Origin of the sequence: Bradyrhizobium sp. SZCCHNRI2009 (genome assembly GCF_032485115.1) — a bacterium.
GTDB lineage: Bacteria > Pseudomonadota > Alphaproteobacteria > Rhizobiales > Xanthobacteraceae > Bradyrhizobium.
In genome coordinates, this window is sequence record NZ_JAUEUH010000002.1 from 600,230 (window position 1) to 616,809 (window position 16,580).

Consider the following 16,580-nt stretch of genomic DNA (forward strand, 5'->3'; position numbering starts at 1 on the left):
CCAACAAACCGCCCGCTAGGTTGATCGCGATAAGGCCGCGCTAACCCTGAATTCCCGCGCCGCCGCAGCAACCGAGGTGATCGATGGCGCTTGATAGCATGACGCTCGACATCGTAGCGACCATGGTCGCAGCGCTGCTTGGCGCTATGTTGCTCCACTTCGGCCGGCAGGAGAACACGCCGGCGCTGCGCTGGTGGGGCGCGGCCTACGTCCTCGGCGCGGTCGCGATCGCGCTGTGGACCTTGATCGGCGAGCTCTACGGCGAGGTGGTGTCGCTGTTCCTGAGCTCCATCGGCCTGATCGCCACTGCCATGGTGTGGAACGCCGCGCGCGTGTTCCACGGCAAGCCGGCGAGCGTGCCCGGGCTCGTGCTCGGCGCGACGGTCTGGATCGCCAGCGGCATGCTGCTCGATGCGTCGGCGCAGGCGCTGCGGCTGACGATCGGCGCAGCGATCGTCGTGATCTACGCCATGCTGACCGCGGCCGAGCTGTGGCAGGAGCGGCGGCGGACCCTGCACAAGCGCTGGCCGGCGCTGATCGTGCCGGTGATGCATGGCTTCGTGCTGATGTTGCCGATCCTGCTCGGCAACATGCTGCGCGATTCCGACGGCGCCTTCGCCGCGGCCTGGGTCACGATCTTCTCGATCGAACTCGTGCTGTATGCGGTCGGCACCGTGTTCGTGATCTTCATGCTGGTGTCCGAGCGCATCGTCAGCGCCCACAAGCGCGCGGCGACCACCGACCCGCTGACGGGCCTGCTCAACCGCCGCGGCTTTGCCGAGTCCTGCGCGCAGCTGATCGAGCGCGAGGCGCGCGAGCAGCGCCCGGTCAGCGTGCTGATCTTCGACATCGATCATTTCAAGTCGATCAACGACCGCTTCGGTCACGCCGAGGGCGACGAGGTCCTGAAGCTGTTCGCAAACGTCGTGGTCAACAATCTACGCCTCACCGATCTCTCGGGCCGGATCGGCGGCGAGGAGTTCGCAGCACTTCTGCCCTGTTCGATCGAAGAGGCCATGGTCGCCGCCGAGCGTGTCCGCGAGGCGTTCGCGGCCTCCGGCGTGGTGTGCGAGGACAAGCCGGTCGATACCACCGTCAGCATCGGCGTTGCCGGCGGGCCGGGCGGGACCGATCTCGACGTGCTGCTCGCGGCCGCCGATACCGCGCTCTACAAGGCCAAGCGCTCCGGTCGCAACCGGGTCGAGGCCTCGGCGGAGCTGCCGCTGTCGCTCGACCGCTACCGCCGCCAGCGCGCTGCCGCGGCTGCCAGCCTGCCGCAGTCGGGAGAGGCGGTGTTGTCCAGCTGAGGTGCGGCTTTCGCTCTCCCGAGGTCTGGGCTAGACAAGCGGCCCACACCAGGGGAGGCCGACAGAACATGATCACGGAAATCGCCCAGATCGACGTCAAGCCGGGCACGGAGAAGGATTTCGAGGCCGCGGTCGCGAAAGCACGCGCCGCCTTCGGCCGCTCCAAGGGCTTTCACGGCTTCGAGCTGCACAAATCGATCGAGAAGCCGCAGCGCTACCGCCTGATGGTGAAGTGGGAAATGCTCGAGAACCACACGGTCGATTTCCGCGGCTCGGAGAACTTCACCGAATGGCGCGGCCTGGTCGGGCAGTATTTTGCCAATCCTCCGGATGTCGAGCACACCGAGACGGTGCTGACCTCGGCCGGCTGAGGCCGCGCGTCAGCGCTGCTCCGCCACGGAACACAACATGACGCATGACGATCTGGTCGAAGCCTACTCTGCCGGGGGACGGCACTACCACGATCTTCGCCACGTCCAGGATTGCCTGGACCAGCTCGATCGCGTCGCGGACCTCAGCGTCCGCGAGCGCGAGATCCTGACGCTGGCGATCTGGTGGCACGACGCCGTGTATGATCCCACGCGGTCCGACAATGAGGAGCAGAGCGCCATCCTTGCCGAGCGTCACGTCGCGCCCGAGCTGCGCGACGAGGTCGGACGCTTGATCCGGCTGACCCGGACGCACGATGTCGCGCCCGACGATCGGCTGGGCGCGCTGCTCGTCTCGATCGATCTCGCCATTCTCGGCGCCGACGAGGCCGGCTACGACGCCTATGCGGATGCGATCCGGCGCGAATACGCCCATGTGCCGGACGACGCCTACCGCGCCGGGCGCGCGGCGGTGCTGGAGCGGTTCGCGCGGCGCCCCGTGATCTATCCGGATGCGGGCTTTGCCGCTGCGCTCGACCAGAAGGCGCGGGCCAACCTCGCGCGCGAGCTGCGCGGCCTTCGATCATAAGCAAGATCAGCTCAGGCGTTTCGCGCGGCCGCGTCGCCGCGGCAATGCAGGCTGCGCAGCATCGCATGTGCTGATAGCGCTTGTCTTTTGCCGTGGCCCGACATGCAATGGGATGACATGCGCGTCGCCATGACGTGCTCCTCATTTTCTGGAACTCCGTCATGCCGATCATCAACCGCGCCGCCGAGCTGGCGGAAGACGCCAAGGTCTGGCGCCGCGATTTCCACCAGCATCCCGAGCTCCAATATGAGGTGCATCGGACGGCCGGGCGCGTCGCCGAGCTCTTGACCTCGTTCGGTGTCGACGAGGTCGTCACCGGCATCGGCCGGACCGGCGTCGTCGGCGTCATCCGCGGCCGCGAGTCGTCGCCGCGGGTGATCGGCCTGCGCGCCGACATGGACGCGCTGCCGCTGCAGGAGGTCAGCGACATCCCGCACAAGTCCACCATTCCCGGCAAGATGCACGCCTGCGGCCATGACGGCCACACCGCCATGCTGCTGGGCGCGGCGCGCTATCTCGCCGAGACGCGCAACTTCGCCGGCACGGCCATCGTCATCTTCCAGCCGGCCGAGGAGGGTGGGGCCGGTGGCCGTGCGATGGTCGAGGATGGCCTGATGGAGCGCTTCGGCATCGAGGAGGTCTACGGCTTGCACAATGCGCCGGGCCTGCCGCTCGGAACGGTCGCGACGCGCACCGGCGCCGTGATGGCCGCGGCCGACACCTTCGAGGTGCGCCTGAAGGGCCTCGGCGGCCATGCCGCGCGGCCGAACAAATGCGTCGATCCGATCATCGCCGGCGCGCAGATCGTGACCGCGCTGCAGACGATCGTGGCGCGCAACGTCGATCCGGTCGAAAGCGCGGTGCTGTCGATCACGCGCTTTCACGCGGGGACGACCGCCGACAACATCATTCCGCAGACCGCTGTCATTGGCGGCACCGTGCGCACGCTCGATGAGGACATCCGCCGCTTGATGGACGAACGCTTCAAGAGCCTGGTGACGGCGCTCGCGAGCGGCATGGGCGTGGAGGCGGAGATCGACTACGAATGGGGCTATCCGGTCGTCATCAACCATGCGGAGCAGACTGCGTTCGCGGCCGACGTGGCGCGCAGCGTCGTCGGGCCGGATCAGGTCATCATCGACATGCCGCCCCGGCTCGGCGGCGAGGACTTCGCCTACATGCTGCAGGCGCGGCCCGGCGCGTTCGTCTTCATGGGCATCGGCGATGGGGCCGGCGTGCATCACCCGGAATATGATTTCAACGACGACGTGATCCCGCACGGCATCAGCTATTGGGCCAAGCTGGTCGAGACCGCGATGCCGGCCGGCTGAGCGGGCTCTGACCGGGCCTCAGATCGCGGCCGCGGCGTCCTCGGTGCGGCGGTCGCTCTTGAAATAGTCGATCATGACCTTGGCGATCGCCATCAGCGGCAGCGCCAGGGTCAGGCCCCAGACGCCGAACACGATGCCGAGCAGGATCTGGAACGCAAACAGCGTGGCCGGCGGGATGTCCAGCGCCTGGCGCTGGATCAGCGGCGTCAGCACGTAGCTCTCCATCGCGTGCACGCCGAGGAACAGCACGAAGGCGCTGACCGCAGCGACCCAGCCGGAGGCGAGGCTCGCCAGCACCACGATGACGCCGGCGATGATGGCGCCGACGGTCGGAATGAAGGCCAACAGGCCGGCCTGGATGCCCAGGATGAACGAGCTCTGCACGCCGATGATGGCGAGGCCGATCCAGGTGACGAGGAACACGGCGAACATCGTCGTGATCTGGGCGATCAGCCAGCGCTCCAGCGTGTAGCTGATGCGGTCCACGATCACGGTGGCCTGGTCGCGGTACTTCGCCGGCGCCAGGAAAAGCAATCCGCTGCGGTAGACCGCCGGCTGGGCCGCGAAGGCCAATCCCAGGAACAACACGATGAAGAAGTTGCCGACGGCGCTGACGGTGCCGAGCAGCAGCTTGAAGGTCTGGCTGACGATGGCGCCGCCGGAGGAGGCCAGCGCGCTCGGCGAGGGCAGGCCGCCCGGCAGGCCATGGGACGGCGTCTGGGTCGGTGTGGTCGAGCCGCCATCAGGCGCGGCAGTGGCCGTGCTCGCGGCGTTGAAGTCGAAGAAGCTGGTGTCGATGCCGTTGCGGTCGAGGAAGCCCTTGATGTTGCCGAGCTGCGACTTGATCGTATCGCTCAGCACCTTGGCCTGGTCCGCGATGGTGGTGCCGCCGAGGAAGACGATGCCGACGAGCACGGCCGCGAGCGCCAGGCAGACGATGACGAGCCGCGCCGGATGCGGCCAGGGCAGGACGCGGCCGAGCAGGCTGGTCATCGCGTTGAGCGCGACGCCGAGCAGCATGCCCGCGAACAACAGGAAGATCGCAGCCGCGTAATACCAGGTGAAGGCCATGCCGGCCATGAACAGGGTTACCCCGATGCCGCCCACGGCAATGGCCCAGGCCAGGTCGCTGCGGGCCTGGAGGCGTGGGTCGGCGGGGGCGGTCATGAGGCATCCTCTGTGCTGATCGGCCCCCACACATTGGCGAAAACGGCTGGCGGATCAAGCGCAGGCTTGGGGAAGCGGGGCGCTGCAGGACGCTTGCGGGGGTGTCCGGAATTGGCATTGGGGACCCGCGTGGCCATATGTTGATCCTGCCGTGCGACGCAGGCATGATTTGTGCCTGCCGCACTGGCGGACGCGGCCGCCAACGGCCACATAAGAGGGGAGAGAAACAAAAACAATGAAACGTCCGGTGGTCGGCGTGATCGGCAACAGCCATCGCGTCGAGAACAGGTTCACCGTGCAGATGGTGGGCGAGCGCAACCTGAGCGCCGTGGCCGAGGTCGCGGGCGCGCTGCCGCTGATGTTTGCCGGCATTCCCGAGATCACCGACATCGCCGCGCTGCTCGATGTCGTCGACGGCGTGGTGCTGACCGGCGCCCGCGCCAACGTGCACCCGACCCGTTTCAACACCGAGCCGAGCCTCAAGCACGAGCCCTACGACGTCCACCGCGACGAGGTCGCGCTGCAGTTGTCGGAAGCCTGCGTCTCCAGAGGCATCCCGCTGTTCGGCATCTGCCGCGGCTTGCAGGAGATGAACGTCGCCTTCGGCGGCTCGCTGCATCCGGAGATCCGCGAGATTCCCGGCCGCATGAACCACCGCATGCCGAGGCTGGAGAACGGCGAGATCCATCCCGATCCCAACGTCGTGTTCGCCGATCGCCACGAGGTGCGGCTGACGCCGGGCGGTGCCTTCGCCAGCATCCTCGGCTGCAACAGCATCAAGGTCAATTCGCTGCATGGTCAGGGCATCCTGGAGCCGGGCGACCGCGTCGTGATCGAGGGCATCGCCGAGGACGGCACCATCGAGGCCATCCGCATCGCGGACGCGCCATCCTTTGCGCTCGGCGTGCAATGGCATGCCGAATATGACCCGCAGAAGAACCCGATCAATCGCAAGCTGTTCGAGGCGTTCGGTGAGGCGGTGAGGAAGCGGCATCTGTCATCCTGACGTCGGGGCTGAACCGGGTTTCCAAAACGGCAGACGAAGCTGCAGAGACGGCTCATCGTGAGCTCGTCACAAGGAATCCGTGATGCGCCACGTCCTGACTGTCGCCATTGTGCTCCTCGCCGCTCCGGCCTTGGCCCAAGGCACGCCGCCGATGGAAGGCCCGATCACTTGCTCGTCGCCGGTCGCGGCCACCGATTCGGCAAACAGCCTCAAGCAGCGCTATGGCGACGAGGCCGTGGTTCAGGATCTGCCGGGCGCCGAGGGCGAGACCTACAAGGGCCTCGTGCTGTTTCCGCGGGCGATGGACCGGCGCATCGAGGTCGGCTTCATCGACGATAAGGTCGCGACGGTGTCCGGGCTCACCTTGCGCGATACGGCCAAGACGAGCCGCTGGAGCGTGGCCGGCATCACCATCGGGGCCAGCCTCGTCGAGGTCCAGAAGGCCAATGGCAAGTCGTTCGTCGTGAGCGGCTTCGGCTGGGACTATGGCGGCTTCGTCACCGACTTCAAGAACGGCGCGCTGGGACGCATCCTGCCGGGCGGCTGCTCGATCACCGTGCGCTTCGGCAAGGACAAGGACCCACCGCGAGCGCTCTCGGGCGATGGCGTGAAGGTGTCGTCCGACAATCCGGCGCTGGTGAAATTCGCGCCCGTCGTCACCGAGATCGGCATCAATTTCGCCGCGAAGTGATGGCTTCATAGTCGCAGGACTGACCGGGATGAGCATGCGCCGAACGAGCTTGTTGTTGATGCTTCTGGCTGCGCCGGCATGGGCACAGACCGCGCCGCCTGCCGATGGGCCGATCACCTGCACCTCGCCGGTGTCGGTCACGGACTCCGCCAAGAGCCTGATGCAGCGCTACGGCCAGGAGGCGGTGACAGACGACCAGTTGTTCACCGGGGTGGAGGACATCACCTATCAAGGCGTCGTGCTGTCGCCAAAAGTGCCGGACTGGCGTATCGAGATCGGCTTTGCTGACGAGACGATGCGGCGGGTGTCACGTCTCACCTTGATCGACTCCAAGACGAGTCATTGGAACGTTGCCGGCGTGACGCTCGGCTCCACTTTGGCCGAGGTGCAGAAGATCAATGGCAGGCCGTTTCTGATCCGCGAGTTCTTCACCGATGGTGGCGGCTTCGTTGTCGACTGGAAAGGCGGCACGCTGAGCCGTCCTTTGCCGGGTGGATGCTCCGTCAGCGTTCGCTTCGGCAGTGACGACCACGAGGGAAATCCGATCGGTGATCGCATCGCATCCGACAAGGCGGAGTTGCGCAAATGGGGACCGGTGGTCGAGCAGATCGTGGTGAGGTTTCCCGAGAAATAGCGGCTGAGTGCGCCCTCGGGCCTCATGGTTCGAGACGGCGCGCACTTCTGTCGGATGATCTCATTGACTCATGGGCGCGCGCCTCCTCACCATGAGGAGAAACCACGGCCTCGCGCGACCTCCATCTCCTCATCCTTAAGGAGCTTGGCGATAGCCGAGCGTCTCGAAGGACGAGTCCCGTTGGATCATCGCAGATGAGCAGCCACCAACAAAAGGCGCCCGGTGAAGGGCGCTGGGGGCAGGGGTGGTGCGGCAAGATCTCCATCAGGAAAGCTTGCCGCGTTTCTCGATAGCCACGACAACGCAGCGCTCGTCAATGGGCGCCGGTCGCAGGCGCGTCCGGCGGATTCTCCGAGAGCGGCCGTCTCCTACGGCCAAGCCCAATCCGTGCAGTTCGTCCCGCGCGTGGCGAGAGCGCAGCTCCGCTCAGGGCTTTGCGAGATGCCAGGCGTTGTTCAGGAAGCCGTCGCCTGTGATGTCGCCGGGCTTCTGATCCTTGGCGAAGGTGTAGAGCGGCTTGCCCTTGTAAGCCCACTGCCTGGAGCCGTCGTCCCGGGTGATGATCGTGTAGTTGGCGTCGGCCTTGTCGCTGGCTTCGGCTTTCAGGACCGGCCAGTTGGTCGCGCAGGGACCGTTGCAGGCTGATTTGCCGTCGACGTCCTTGTCGAACGTGTAGAGCGTCATGCCCTTGTTGTCGGTGAGGATGTCACCCTTCGTGCTGCTGCCGCTCTTGGTTGGAGGCGCCGCGCTGGCGGACGAGATCGCCGCGAGTGAGATTGCGGCGGTCAGGAAGAGGCGCGAGATCGAAAGCCTGGTCATTCGAAATCTCCCAATGCATGTGGATCACAGGGATAGAAACTCATTCCGGCCCGATCTATTCCTTGCGCCTGTCCCTATTCGTCATTGGGAGGAATGTCGTACCGCCGTTCTGGCGCTCATGCCGGCCTTGGCATTCGCAGCACGGCACTGCGACACCAATGAAAAGGGCGCCCCGTGAGGGGCGCCCTGGTGTCGTCATCCGCCGATCAATCGGGCTGTCAGCCCGAGTAGTACATGTCGAACTCGACCGGGTGCGGGGTCATTTCGAAGCGCTCGACCTCGGTCATCTTCAGCGCGATGTAGCTGTCGATGAAGTCGTCGTCGAACACGCCGCCGGCCTTCAGGAAGGCGCGGTCCTTGTCGAGGTTCTCGAGCGCCTCGCGCAAGCTGCCGCAGACGGTCGGGATCTGCTTCAGCTCTTCCTTCGGCAGGTCGTAGAGGTCCTTGTCCATCGCCGGGCCCGGATCGAGCTTGTTCTTCACGCCGTCGAGGCCGGCCATCAGCATCGCGGCAAAGCCGAGATAGGGATTGGCGAGCGGATCGGGGAAGCGGACCTCGACGCGCTTGGCCTTCGGCGACGAGGTGTAGGGGATGCGGCAGGACGCCGAGCGGTTGCGCGCGGAGTAGGCGAGCAGCACCGGCGCCTCATAGCCCGGGACCAGACGCTTGTAGGAGTTGGTCGACGGGTTGGTGAAGGCGTTGATGGCCTTGGCGTGCTTGATGATGCCGGCGATGTAGGACAGGCAGGTCTCCGACAGGTCGGAGTACTTGTTGCCCGCGAACACCGGCTTGCCGTCCTTCCAGATCGACTGGTGGACGTGCATGCCCGAGCCGTTGTCGCCATAGACCGGCTTCGGCATGAAGGTGGCGGTCTTGCCGTAGATGTGCGCGACCTGATGGATGCAGTATTTGTAGATCTGCATCTGGTCGGCCATCAAGGTCAGCGTGTCGAACTTCATGCCGAGCTCGTGCTGGGCCGAGGCGACCTCGTGATGGTGCTTCTCGACCTTGACGCCCATGCGCGCCATGGCGCCGAGCATCTCCGAGCGCATGTCCTGCACCGAGTCCTGCGGCGGCACCGGGAAATAGCCCGCCTTGGTGCGGATGCGGTGGCCGAGATTGCCGCCCTCATATTCGGTGTCGGAGTTGGTCGGCAGCTCCGAGGAGTCCAGGCGGAAGCCGGTGTTGTAGGGCGACGAGCTGTAGCGCACGTCGTCGAATACGAAGAACTCGGCTTCGGGGCCGACGAACACGGTGTCGCCCACGCCCATCGACTTCACCATCGCCTCGGCCTTCTTGGCGATGCCGCGGGGGTCGCGGTTGTACGGCTCGCCGGTGGTCGGCTCGAGCACGTCGCAGGTGATGATCATGGTGGTTTCGGCGAAGAACGGATCGATCGTCGCGGTCACCGGGTCGGGCATCAGGCACATGTCGGATTCATTGATCGCCTTCCAGCCGGCGATCGAGGAGCCGTCGAACATCGTGCCTTCGGCAAAAATGTCTTCGTCGATCATGCTGACGTCGAAGGTGACGTGCTGCCACTTGCCCCGCGGGTCGGTGAAGCGGAGGTCGACGTATTTGACGTCATTGTCCTTGATTGCTTTCAAGACGTCCTTGGCGGTCTTCATGAATACCCCTCTTGGCTTATAACGTCACGGCCCGGCGCGGGACGGCGTCCGCGGGTCATGCTCCATAGCCTCGTGCGGGAGCCAAGACAACATCGGAAACGGCAAAACGGCCGCGTGCAAGCGCCTCGCAGAGGACACTCGAGCTGCCGTGGGGGCTGCTGGCGCAGCAAACGTTCCGTGGGGGGCCCGGAGCGGACGGTCCGTTGAGGCCCCCCGGTCAGGCTAGATCGCGTCCAGCCCGGATTCTCCGGTTCGGATGCGGATGGCTTCCTCGATGTTGGACACGAAGATCTTGCCGTCGCCGATGCGGCCGGTCTGGGCGGCGCGGCGGATCGCCTCGATCGCGCGCTCGACCAGGTCGTCGCCGATCACGATCTCGATCTTCACCTTGGGCAGGAAATCAACGATGTATTCGGCGCCCCGGTAAAGCTCGGCATGGCCTTTTTGCCGGCCGAAACCCTTCGCTTCGGTAACGGTGATGCCCTGAAGTCCCACCTCCTGAAGCGCCTCCTTCACCTCGTCGAGCTTGAACGGCTTGATGATGGCTTCGATCTTCTTCACTGAGCGCCTCCCGGGCATTCCGCTATAAACAACATGTGGGTCATCGTCAGGCTGCGCCCATGCGCAAGTCGTTCGATCATTTCGTTACCGGGCCCAACACTCTCCGGCGGAGGCCCGGTGATTGATTGCCCGACTTGCCCCGTGCCGAAGTGGCTCCACAAAAGCAGGGTCTATGCCAAGTCGTTAACGGGCCCAAATGGAGCCGATATTCAGGCATTTCACCAGCACCCGACGATTCCCTCAAGGAACGTCTAGAATACCGGAGCCTTGAGATTAGGCAAACAGATCAAACATTGTGCAAGTCTTGACGGCGGAGCCGCGCGCTGTCCGAAATGCCCAGGGAAAAGGCGATGTGCCGGGTTTCGTCGCGTCTTGCCAGATGTGCAGCGCCCTTGGAAGTTGCGGGCTGGCGCGGCAATAGGGAGCGCGGGATTCGCCCGCACCGGCTCCGAGGGACGGGGCGCCGACGTCCGCTGCGAGGCGACGGGGACGACATCACGCAGCCGGCGCAAGACGGCGGCTGGGGACGAGAGCGGTAATGGACATCTTGACCACGAGCGAAATGGAGCGCGCCGACCGGCTGACCATCGCGGCCGGCACGCCGGGCTTTTCGCTGATGCTGAGCGCCGGACAGGCGGTGGCCGAGGCGGCCATGGACCTGGTCGAGACCGGGCCGATCGTGGTCGTGTGTGGGCCGGGCAACAATGGCGGCGACGGCTTCGTTGCCGCGGCCGAGCTCGCCGCGCAGGGCAGGGACGTGTCGGTCATCCTGATGTGCGAGCGCGACGCGCTGCACGGCGACGCGGCCTCCGCCGCCAAGGGCTGGAAGTTTCCGGTGCTGCCGTTCACGCCGCAGGCGATCGGCAAGCCGGCGCTGATCATCGACGCGCTGTTCGGCGCAGGTCTCAGCCGGCCCGTCACCGGCGAGCCCCATGACGTCATCGCAGCGATCAACGGCAATGGCGCGCCGGTGCTCGCCGTCGACCTGCCGAGCGGCATCAACGGCACCACGGCCGCGGTGATGGGCATCGCGGTCCGCGCCACCGAGACGGTGACCTTCTTCCGCAAGAAGCCGGCGCACCTGCTGCTGCCGGGCCGCCAGCATTGCGGGCGCGTCCGGCTCGCCGACATCGGCATCGATCCCCAGGTGCTCGCCGAGATCAGGCCGCAGGCCTTCGAGAACGATCCCGAGCTGTGGCAGGGCCATTTTCCGGTGCCACGCATCGACGGCCACAAATTCGCCCGCGGGCACGTGCTGGCGATGTCCGGCGACGTCACCGCCACGGGCGCGGCGCGGATGGCCGCGCGGGCCGCATTGCGGGCGGGCGCCGGCCTGGTCACGCTGGCCTCGCCGCGCGATGCGCTGGCGGTCAATGCTGCGGCGCTGACGGCGGTGATGGTGCGCGCCGCCGACACCGCGATCGAGTTCGGCGAGCTGCTCGGCGACAAGCGCTACAACACCTGCATCATCGGGCCCGGAACGGGCGTCAGCGAGCGCACGCGCGACCTCGTCTTCACCGCGCTGTCGGCGCAGCGTCATCTCGTGCTCGATGCCGACGCATTGACGAGCTTCGCCGATGCGCCGGAGCGGTTGTTCGAGCAGATCAGGGCGATGGCCGACGCGCAGATCGTGCTGACGCCGCACGAGGGCGAATTCCCGCGCCTGTTCTCGGATCTCAGCAACAAGCATCCCGGCCGCTCCAAGCTGGAGCGCGTCCGCGCGGCGGCCGTGCGCTGCGGCGCCGTGGTGCTGTTGAAGGGCGCCGACACGACGGTGGCCGCGCCCGACGGCCGCGCCGCGATCGCCGCCAACGCGCCGCCCTGGCTCGCCACCGCCGGCGCCGGCGACGTGCTCGCCGGCATCATCGCCGGCTTGCTGGCGCAGGGTGTGCCGGCGTTCGAGGCCGCCTGCATCGGCGTCTGGATGCATGGCGAGGCGGGCAACGAGGCGGGACCGGGGCTGATCGCGGAGGATCTGACGGAGACCTTGCCTGCGGTGTTCCGGCGGCTCTATGACCGGTTCGGCGTCGAGTATTGACGACGAAGATTGTCATGCCCGCGCAGGCGGGCATCCAGTACGCCGCGGCCTATCGATTTAGCCACCGACGTCTCGGCGTACTGGATCGCCCGGGTCGCGCCGGGCGATGACAGTTGGGGGTGAGGCGGCGACGGCGCGTCCTGCTCTTGGCTGAACCCGCTCACGTCACCTGATATTTCGCCACCGCGCTCTCGTTCCAGGCGAGCCCAAGGCCGGGACCTTTGGCTGTCACCTTGCCATCCACCACCCGCAGCGGCTCGGCGAGAATGGCGCCGGCGAAGTCCAGCACCTCGAGCCAGTGCGCCGTCGGCGTCACTGCCAGCACATGGGCGCTCGCCTCGGGCAGGATGTGGCTCGACATCGGGATCGAGGCGGCGTCGGCTTGCCCCGCGACGTTGAGCCAGCCAGTGATGCCGCCGACCTTCATCAGGTCGGGCATGATGAAGTCGGAGGCGCCGGCGGCGATCGCCTCGGCAAAGCCGCGCGGAAACCACCAGTTCTCGCCGGCCTGGATCGGGATCTCCGAGCGCTCGCGCACCCGGGCATGGCCGGAGAGGTTTTCCTGCGGCACCGGCTCCTCGATCCAGGTCAGGTCGTAGGCAGCAAGGTTGGTAATTCGACGTGTCGCCTCAGCGGGATCGAGCGACTGGTTGAAGTCGAGCATCAGCGCCATGTCCGGGCCGAGCAGGGCGCGCAGGCCCTTGATCATCGCTTCGTCGGTCGCGAGATCGCCATGACCGCCCTTGGTCTTGATGGCGCGGAAGCCGTGCTCGTCGCGCGCGGCGCGCAAGGTGCGCTCGTCGTCCTTGGCATCGAGCACGCCATAGCTGTCATAGGCCGGAATCGGCCGCGCCGTGCCGCCGAGCAGCTCGACGACGGGCTTGCCCGCGAGCTGACCGAGCGCATCCCAGAACGCCATGTCGAGGCCCGAGACGGCCATGCCGACGAGGCCCTGCCAGCCGAGCAGGCGGAATTTGGCGTCCATGAGTTTCATCAGGTCGAACGGGACCAGGGCTTGGCCTTTGAGCTCTCGGCCGATCTCCTCGACCAGATGCAGCAGCGGTTTCAAGGCGAGCCTGGTGTAAGCGAACAGGTAGGAATGGCCGGTAACCCCCTGATCGGTTGCGACGTCGATCAGCACCAGCGGTCCGGAGTCGATGATCCCGAACGCGTTGCGCAGGGGGCGCTTCATGGGCGTGATCACGGCGCGCGCCGTGACCCCGGTGATGGCGGCAGTGGTCATGGGGACTATTCCCTCAGGTTCGTTTCCTCACCTGATCTCATACCACCGCAGCAGCCGCGGCGCCGCCCAGTTGGTCGCCATGCTCTCGACCAGGAACCGGCCGGATTGCTCGGCAAGGAATGCAATGCGCTGGGTCTGGCCGGCCTCCAGCGCCAGCGTGTCGAGCCAATAGGGCTTCCAGCCGTCGTCGAGCCGGTCGAGCAGCCGAAACGGCTGGCCATGAAGGTGGACCACATGGGTGCCGGCGGTCTTGTTCGCCAATGCCAGCACGACCACTTGGCCGGCCTTGGCCTGGAAGGTGGGGGCGCCGGCGGCGTTGAACGCGGCGGGCGGTTGCCAGCCGGCGCCGTCGAGCGCGAGCTCGGCCCGAGCGGCGGTCCTCAGGTCCAGCTTGTCCGGCAACCCGTTCGACGGCAAAGGCGGCGCCGGCGGCGGTGGGGCGGCACGGAGCGGCGGCTCGCTCGACGCCACCAGCCGGGCGAGGGGACGCGGATTGCTGCCGTCGTGCAGCAGCACGGCCAGCACCGTCTTGGCGGCGGGCATGTCGATGAAGACGTCGGTGCGGCCGCCGGGCGGCAGCACCACCGCGCCATTTCGAGCCAGGAAAGGCTCGGCCGGCTGGCCGTCGATGGCCATCACGCGGACGGCGTCGAGGTCGGCGATTTTGATCGCGATCACAGCGCGTTGACAGCCGTTGATGAACCGCAGCCTGACCCGCTCATGGGTCCGCAGCGCGATCTCGGGCAGGACGTGCCCATTGACGGTGTAGATGAGCTCGGTGTCTCGCGCTTCGGTTCCTGGCGCAACCGCGGTGCCGTCCGCCTTGAGCCTGAAATCCTCGACCAGGAAAATTTCGTCGCGGTCGACAGTTACCGTCGCGGCCTCATCGACGATGACAGGCAGCGGGCGGATCGGCACGGCGTCGGCGAGCAGCCGCAGGTCGAGCAGGCCGGTCCCGGCGCGCGACGCCAGGGCTGGAATGGTGGCCCGGCCGCCGGGGCCGATCTCCGCCTGCGCCAGCAGCGGTGCGGGCAAAGCGAGGCCGCGGCTGGACAATGCGGCCGGGATCGAAAGGCCATTCGAAAGGTCAAGGTCGAGCGCCGTGCCGCGGGCGAGCCGGACCACCGGGGCCGGTGCAGCCAGCCGCCAGAGCGGGCTGGCCGAACGTCCCTGGGCCAGCACGAGAGATTCGCCGCGAGCGCTCAACGAAACCGAGATTCGGCCACCGGCCCGAGCCGAGCGGGCAAACGAGGCCGCGCCGGCTGCCGCAAGGCCGCCGAGCAGGGCGCGGCGGCTGAGCCCCTCCGACGGTTCCGTCATGCGACAAAACATCGTGCGATGAGGGGGATGCGGATCATGCTGTTTTCCCTTATCTGTGCGTGCGACACGGTCGATCGGCCTGCCGGTGGTGCTTTCGACAGCCCATTTTTTTGCTGCGGACGGTTTCGTGCGTGGTATAAGCCGCGCCGCCCGCGGCACCGCGGCCGGGCTATCGATGCAGTTCACGCGGGCGTGGCGGAACTGGTAGACGCGCTGGATTTAGGTTCCAGTGACGAAAGTTGTGGGGGTTCGAGTCCCTCCGCCCGCACCAAGCGCTTCTCCGGCGTTTGCCCCAAGTTTTACCGGCAGACCCGCTCTCTCGCACAGAGAAGCGGGGCCGCCGATCCCACCGGCGCAAAGCCTTTTGCTGCGCGTCGTCCACAATTGAGTCAGATGTGTCCGGATCGCAAGGGTTCGGACCGAAGCGGAAGAAGATTGACGCCATGCAGGTCACAGAAACCTTGTCGGAAGGCTTGAAGCACGAGTTCCAGATCAGCGTTCCGGCGGCGGATCTCGACGCCAAGGCGGACGCCAAGCTGGTCGATCTCAAGGACAAGGTCCGCATCAACGGCTTCCGCCCCGGCAAGGTGCCGGTCGCGCATCTGAAGAAGATCTATGGCAAGTCGGTCATGGCGGAGACCATCGACCAGACCATCCGCGACACCAACACGCAGATCTTCACCGAGCGCGGCTTCCGCCTCGCCACCGAGCCGAAGGTGACGATGCCGACGGAGGAGGCCGAGGTCGAGAAGATCCTCTCCGGCCAGTCGGACCTGACCTACACCGTGGCCGTCGAGGTCGTGCCGGCGATTGCGCTCGCCGACTTCAAGACCTTCTCGGTCGAGAAGCCGGTGGCCGACATCACCGATGCCGATGTCGACGAGGCGATCAAGCGCCTGGCGGATGCCAACCGCAGCTACGCGGCGAAGGCCGAGAGCGCGAAGGCGGCGAGCGGTGACCGCGTGAAGATCAACTTCAAGGGCACGATCGACGGCGTCGCCTTCGAGGGCGGCACGGGTGAGGGCATCGACGTCGTGATCGGCTCGAACACCTTCATTCCCGGCTTCGAGGACCAGCTGATCGGTATCGGCGTCGGCGAGACCCGCACGCTGAAGGTCACGTTCCCGACCAATTATCTCAACAACGAGCTGGCCGGGAAGGCGGCGGAGTTCGAAACCACCGCCACCGCCATCGAGGCGCCCGAAGACAAGGTGGTGGACGATGAGTTCGCCAAGACGCTCGGCCTCGAATCGCTCGACAAGCTGAAGCAGTTGATGCGCGATCGTCTCGCCGGCGAGTTCAGCCAGGCGACCCGCCAGCGCGTCAAGCGCGCGCTGCTCGACCGTCTCGACGAGACCCACAAGTTCGATGCGCCGCCGTCGCTGATCGACGAGGAGTTCAACCTGATGTGGAACTCGGTCAAGGCCGAGATGGATTCCAGCGGCAAGACCTTCGCCGACGAGAACACCACCGAGGACAAGGCGAAGGAGGAGTACCGCACCATCGCCGACCGCCGCGTGCGCCTCGGCCTCGTGCTGTCGGAGATCGGCGAGAAGAACAAGATCACCGTGACCGACGACGAGGTCAGCCGCGCCGTGATCGAGCGTGCGCGCTCGATGCCGGGCCGCGAGAAGGAGGTCTGGGACTTCTATCGCAGCAACCCGCAGGCGCTCGCGCAGCTGCGCGCGCCAATCTACGAGGACAAGGTCGTCGACTTCATCCTCGAACTCGCCAACGTGACCGAGAAGAAGGTCTCCAAGGACGAGCTGTTCAAGGACGACGACAGCGACAAGGCGGCCTGAACAGGCTGTCCATCGTAGGGTTCGCGACATAAGCGCGAGATTAAGGTTGACCGGCGAAAGCGCCGGTCGTCCAGGT

At 66.3% G+C, this 16,580-nt stretch carries 15 protein-coding genes and 1 tRNA gene; 10 read left to right on the plus strand and 6 right to left on the minus strand.

Annotation, left to right across the window (positions count from 1 at the left end):
- The first annotated feature begins 83 nt into the window (after window positions 1–83).
- From QX041_RS10325 to QX041_RS10340, 4 genes are all read left to right on the plus strand, one after another.
- The gene (locus QX041_RS10325; protein WP_315711515.1) at window positions 84–1,307 is read left to right on the plus strand and encodes a GGDEF domain-containing protein; all 1,224 of its coding nucleotides are present in this window, start codon (window positions 84–86) and stop codon (window positions 1,305–1,307) included.
- 68 nt (window positions 1,308–1,375) lie between these two features.
- The gene (locus QX041_RS10330) at window positions 1,376–1,678 is read left to right on the plus strand and encodes an antibiotic biosynthesis monooxygenase family protein (RefSeq protein ID WP_316165209.1); all 303 of its coding nucleotides are present in this window, start codon (window positions 1,376–1,378) and stop codon (window positions 1,676–1,678) included.
- 37 nt (window positions 1,679–1,715) lie between these two features.
- Window positions 1,716–2,264 (plus strand): phosphohydrolase, encoded by a 549-nt coding sequence (locus QX041_RS10335; protein ID WP_316165211.1) that lies wholly within the window; start codon window positions 1,716–1,718, stop codon window positions 2,262–2,264.
- Between the two features lie 161 nt (window positions 2,265–2,425).
- A complete protein-coding gene (locus QX041_RS10340; RefSeq protein WP_316165213.1) occupies window positions 2,426–3,595 on the plus strand; it encodes a M20 aminoacylase family protein in 1,170 nt (389 codons plus the stop codon).
- A gap of 18 nt (window positions 3,596–3,613) precedes the next feature.
- On the opposite strand, the gene QX041_RS10345 is transcribed toward QX041_RS10340, so the two are convergent.
- The gene (locus QX041_RS10345; RefSeq protein WP_315711522.1) at window positions 3,614–4,762 is read right to left on the minus strand and encodes an AI-2E family transporter; all 1,149 of its coding nucleotides are present in this window, start codon (window positions 4,760–4,762) and stop codon (window positions 3,614–3,616) included.
- A 235-nt stretch (window positions 4,763–4,997) separates the two neighbouring features.
- On the opposite strand from QX041_RS10345, the gene QX041_RS10350 reads away from it, so the two are divergent.
- The 3 genes from QX041_RS10350 (at window position 4,998) to QX041_RS10360 (ending at window position 7,093) form a co-directional block, all read left to right on the plus strand.
- Entirely contained in the window at window positions 4,998–5,768 is a 771-nt protein-coding gene (locus QX041_RS10350; protein ID WP_316165214.1) for a gamma-glutamyl-gamma-aminobutyrate hydrolase family protein, read from the plus strand.
- 82 nt (window positions 5,769–5,850) lie between these two features.
- A complete protein-coding gene (locus QX041_RS10355; RefSeq protein ID WP_315750875.1) occupies window positions 5,851–6,459 on the plus strand; it encodes a hypothetical protein in 609 nt (202 codons plus the stop codon).
- 58 nt (window positions 6,460–6,517) lie between these two features.
- Complete coding sequence (locus tag QX041_RS10360) at window positions 6,518–7,093, plus strand: hypothetical protein (protein WP_410051865.1); 576 nt, start codon at window positions 6,518–6,520, stop codon at window positions 7,091–7,093.
- 426 nt (window positions 7,094–7,519) lie between these two features.
- Here QX041_RS10360 and QX041_RS10365 read toward each other — a convergent pair whose 3' ends face one another.
- From QX041_RS10365 to QX041_RS10375, 3 genes are all read right to left on the minus strand, one after another.
- The gene (locus QX041_RS10365; RefSeq protein ID WP_315711527.1) at window positions 7,520–7,912 is read right to left on the minus strand and encodes a hypothetical protein; all 393 of its coding nucleotides are present in this window, start codon (window positions 7,910–7,912) and stop codon (window positions 7,520–7,522) included.
- A 218-nt stretch (window positions 7,913–8,130) separates the two neighbouring features.
- Window positions 8,131–9,540, minus strand: coding sequence for a type I glutamate--ammonia ligase (gene glnA, locus QX041_RS10370; protein WP_006611030.1), 1,410 nt, complete (start codon window positions 9,538–9,540; stop codon window positions 8,131–8,133).
- A gap of 222 nt (window positions 9,541–9,762) precedes the next feature.
- Window positions 9,763–10,101 (minus strand): P-II family nitrogen regulator, encoded by a 339-nt coding sequence (locus QX041_RS10375; RefSeq protein WP_009027873.1) that lies wholly within the window; start codon window positions 10,099–10,101, stop codon window positions 9,763–9,765.
- 538 nt (window positions 10,102–10,639) lie between these two features.
- Here QX041_RS10375 and QX041_RS10380 point away from each other — a divergent pair.
- The gene (locus tag QX041_RS10380; RefSeq protein WP_316165216.1) at window positions 10,640–12,139 is read left to right on the plus strand and encodes an NAD(P)H-hydrate dehydratase; all 1,500 of its coding nucleotides are present in this window, start codon (window positions 10,640–10,642) and stop codon (window positions 12,137–12,139) included.
- Window positions 12,140–12,299: 160 nt separating this feature from the next.
- Here the strand turns inward: QX041_RS10380 and QX041_RS10385 are convergent, their stop codons facing one another.
- Both QX041_RS10385 and QX041_RS10390 read right to left on the minus strand, forming a co-directional pair.
- The gene (locus QX041_RS10385; protein ID WP_316165218.1) at window positions 12,300–13,382 is read right to left on the minus strand and encodes an enolase C-terminal domain-like protein; all 1,083 of its coding nucleotides are present in this window, start codon (window positions 13,380–13,382) and stop codon (window positions 12,300–12,302) included.
- A gap of 27 nt (window positions 13,383–13,409) precedes the next feature.
- Window positions 13,410–14,714 (minus strand): multicopper oxidase family protein, encoded by a 1,305-nt coding sequence (locus QX041_RS10390; RefSeq protein WP_315827294.1) that lies wholly within the window; start codon window positions 14,712–14,714, stop codon window positions 13,410–13,412.
- Window positions 14,715–14,888: 174 nt separating this feature from the next.
- On the opposite strand from QX041_RS10390, the gene QX041_RS10395 reads away from it, so the two are divergent.
- Both QX041_RS10395 and tig read left to right on the plus strand, forming a co-directional pair.
- Window positions 14,889–14,973: transfer RNA gene (locus QX041_RS10395), tRNA-Leu, on the plus strand.
- 172 nt (window positions 14,974–15,145) lie between these two features.
- Window positions 15,146–16,504: a trigger factor gene (gene tig, locus QX041_RS10400; RefSeq protein ID WP_316165219.1), complete on the plus strand. Its 1,359-nt coding sequence runs from the start codon at window positions 15,146–15,148 to the stop codon at window positions 16,502–16,504.
- Window positions 16,505–16,580: the final 76 nt, after the last annotated feature.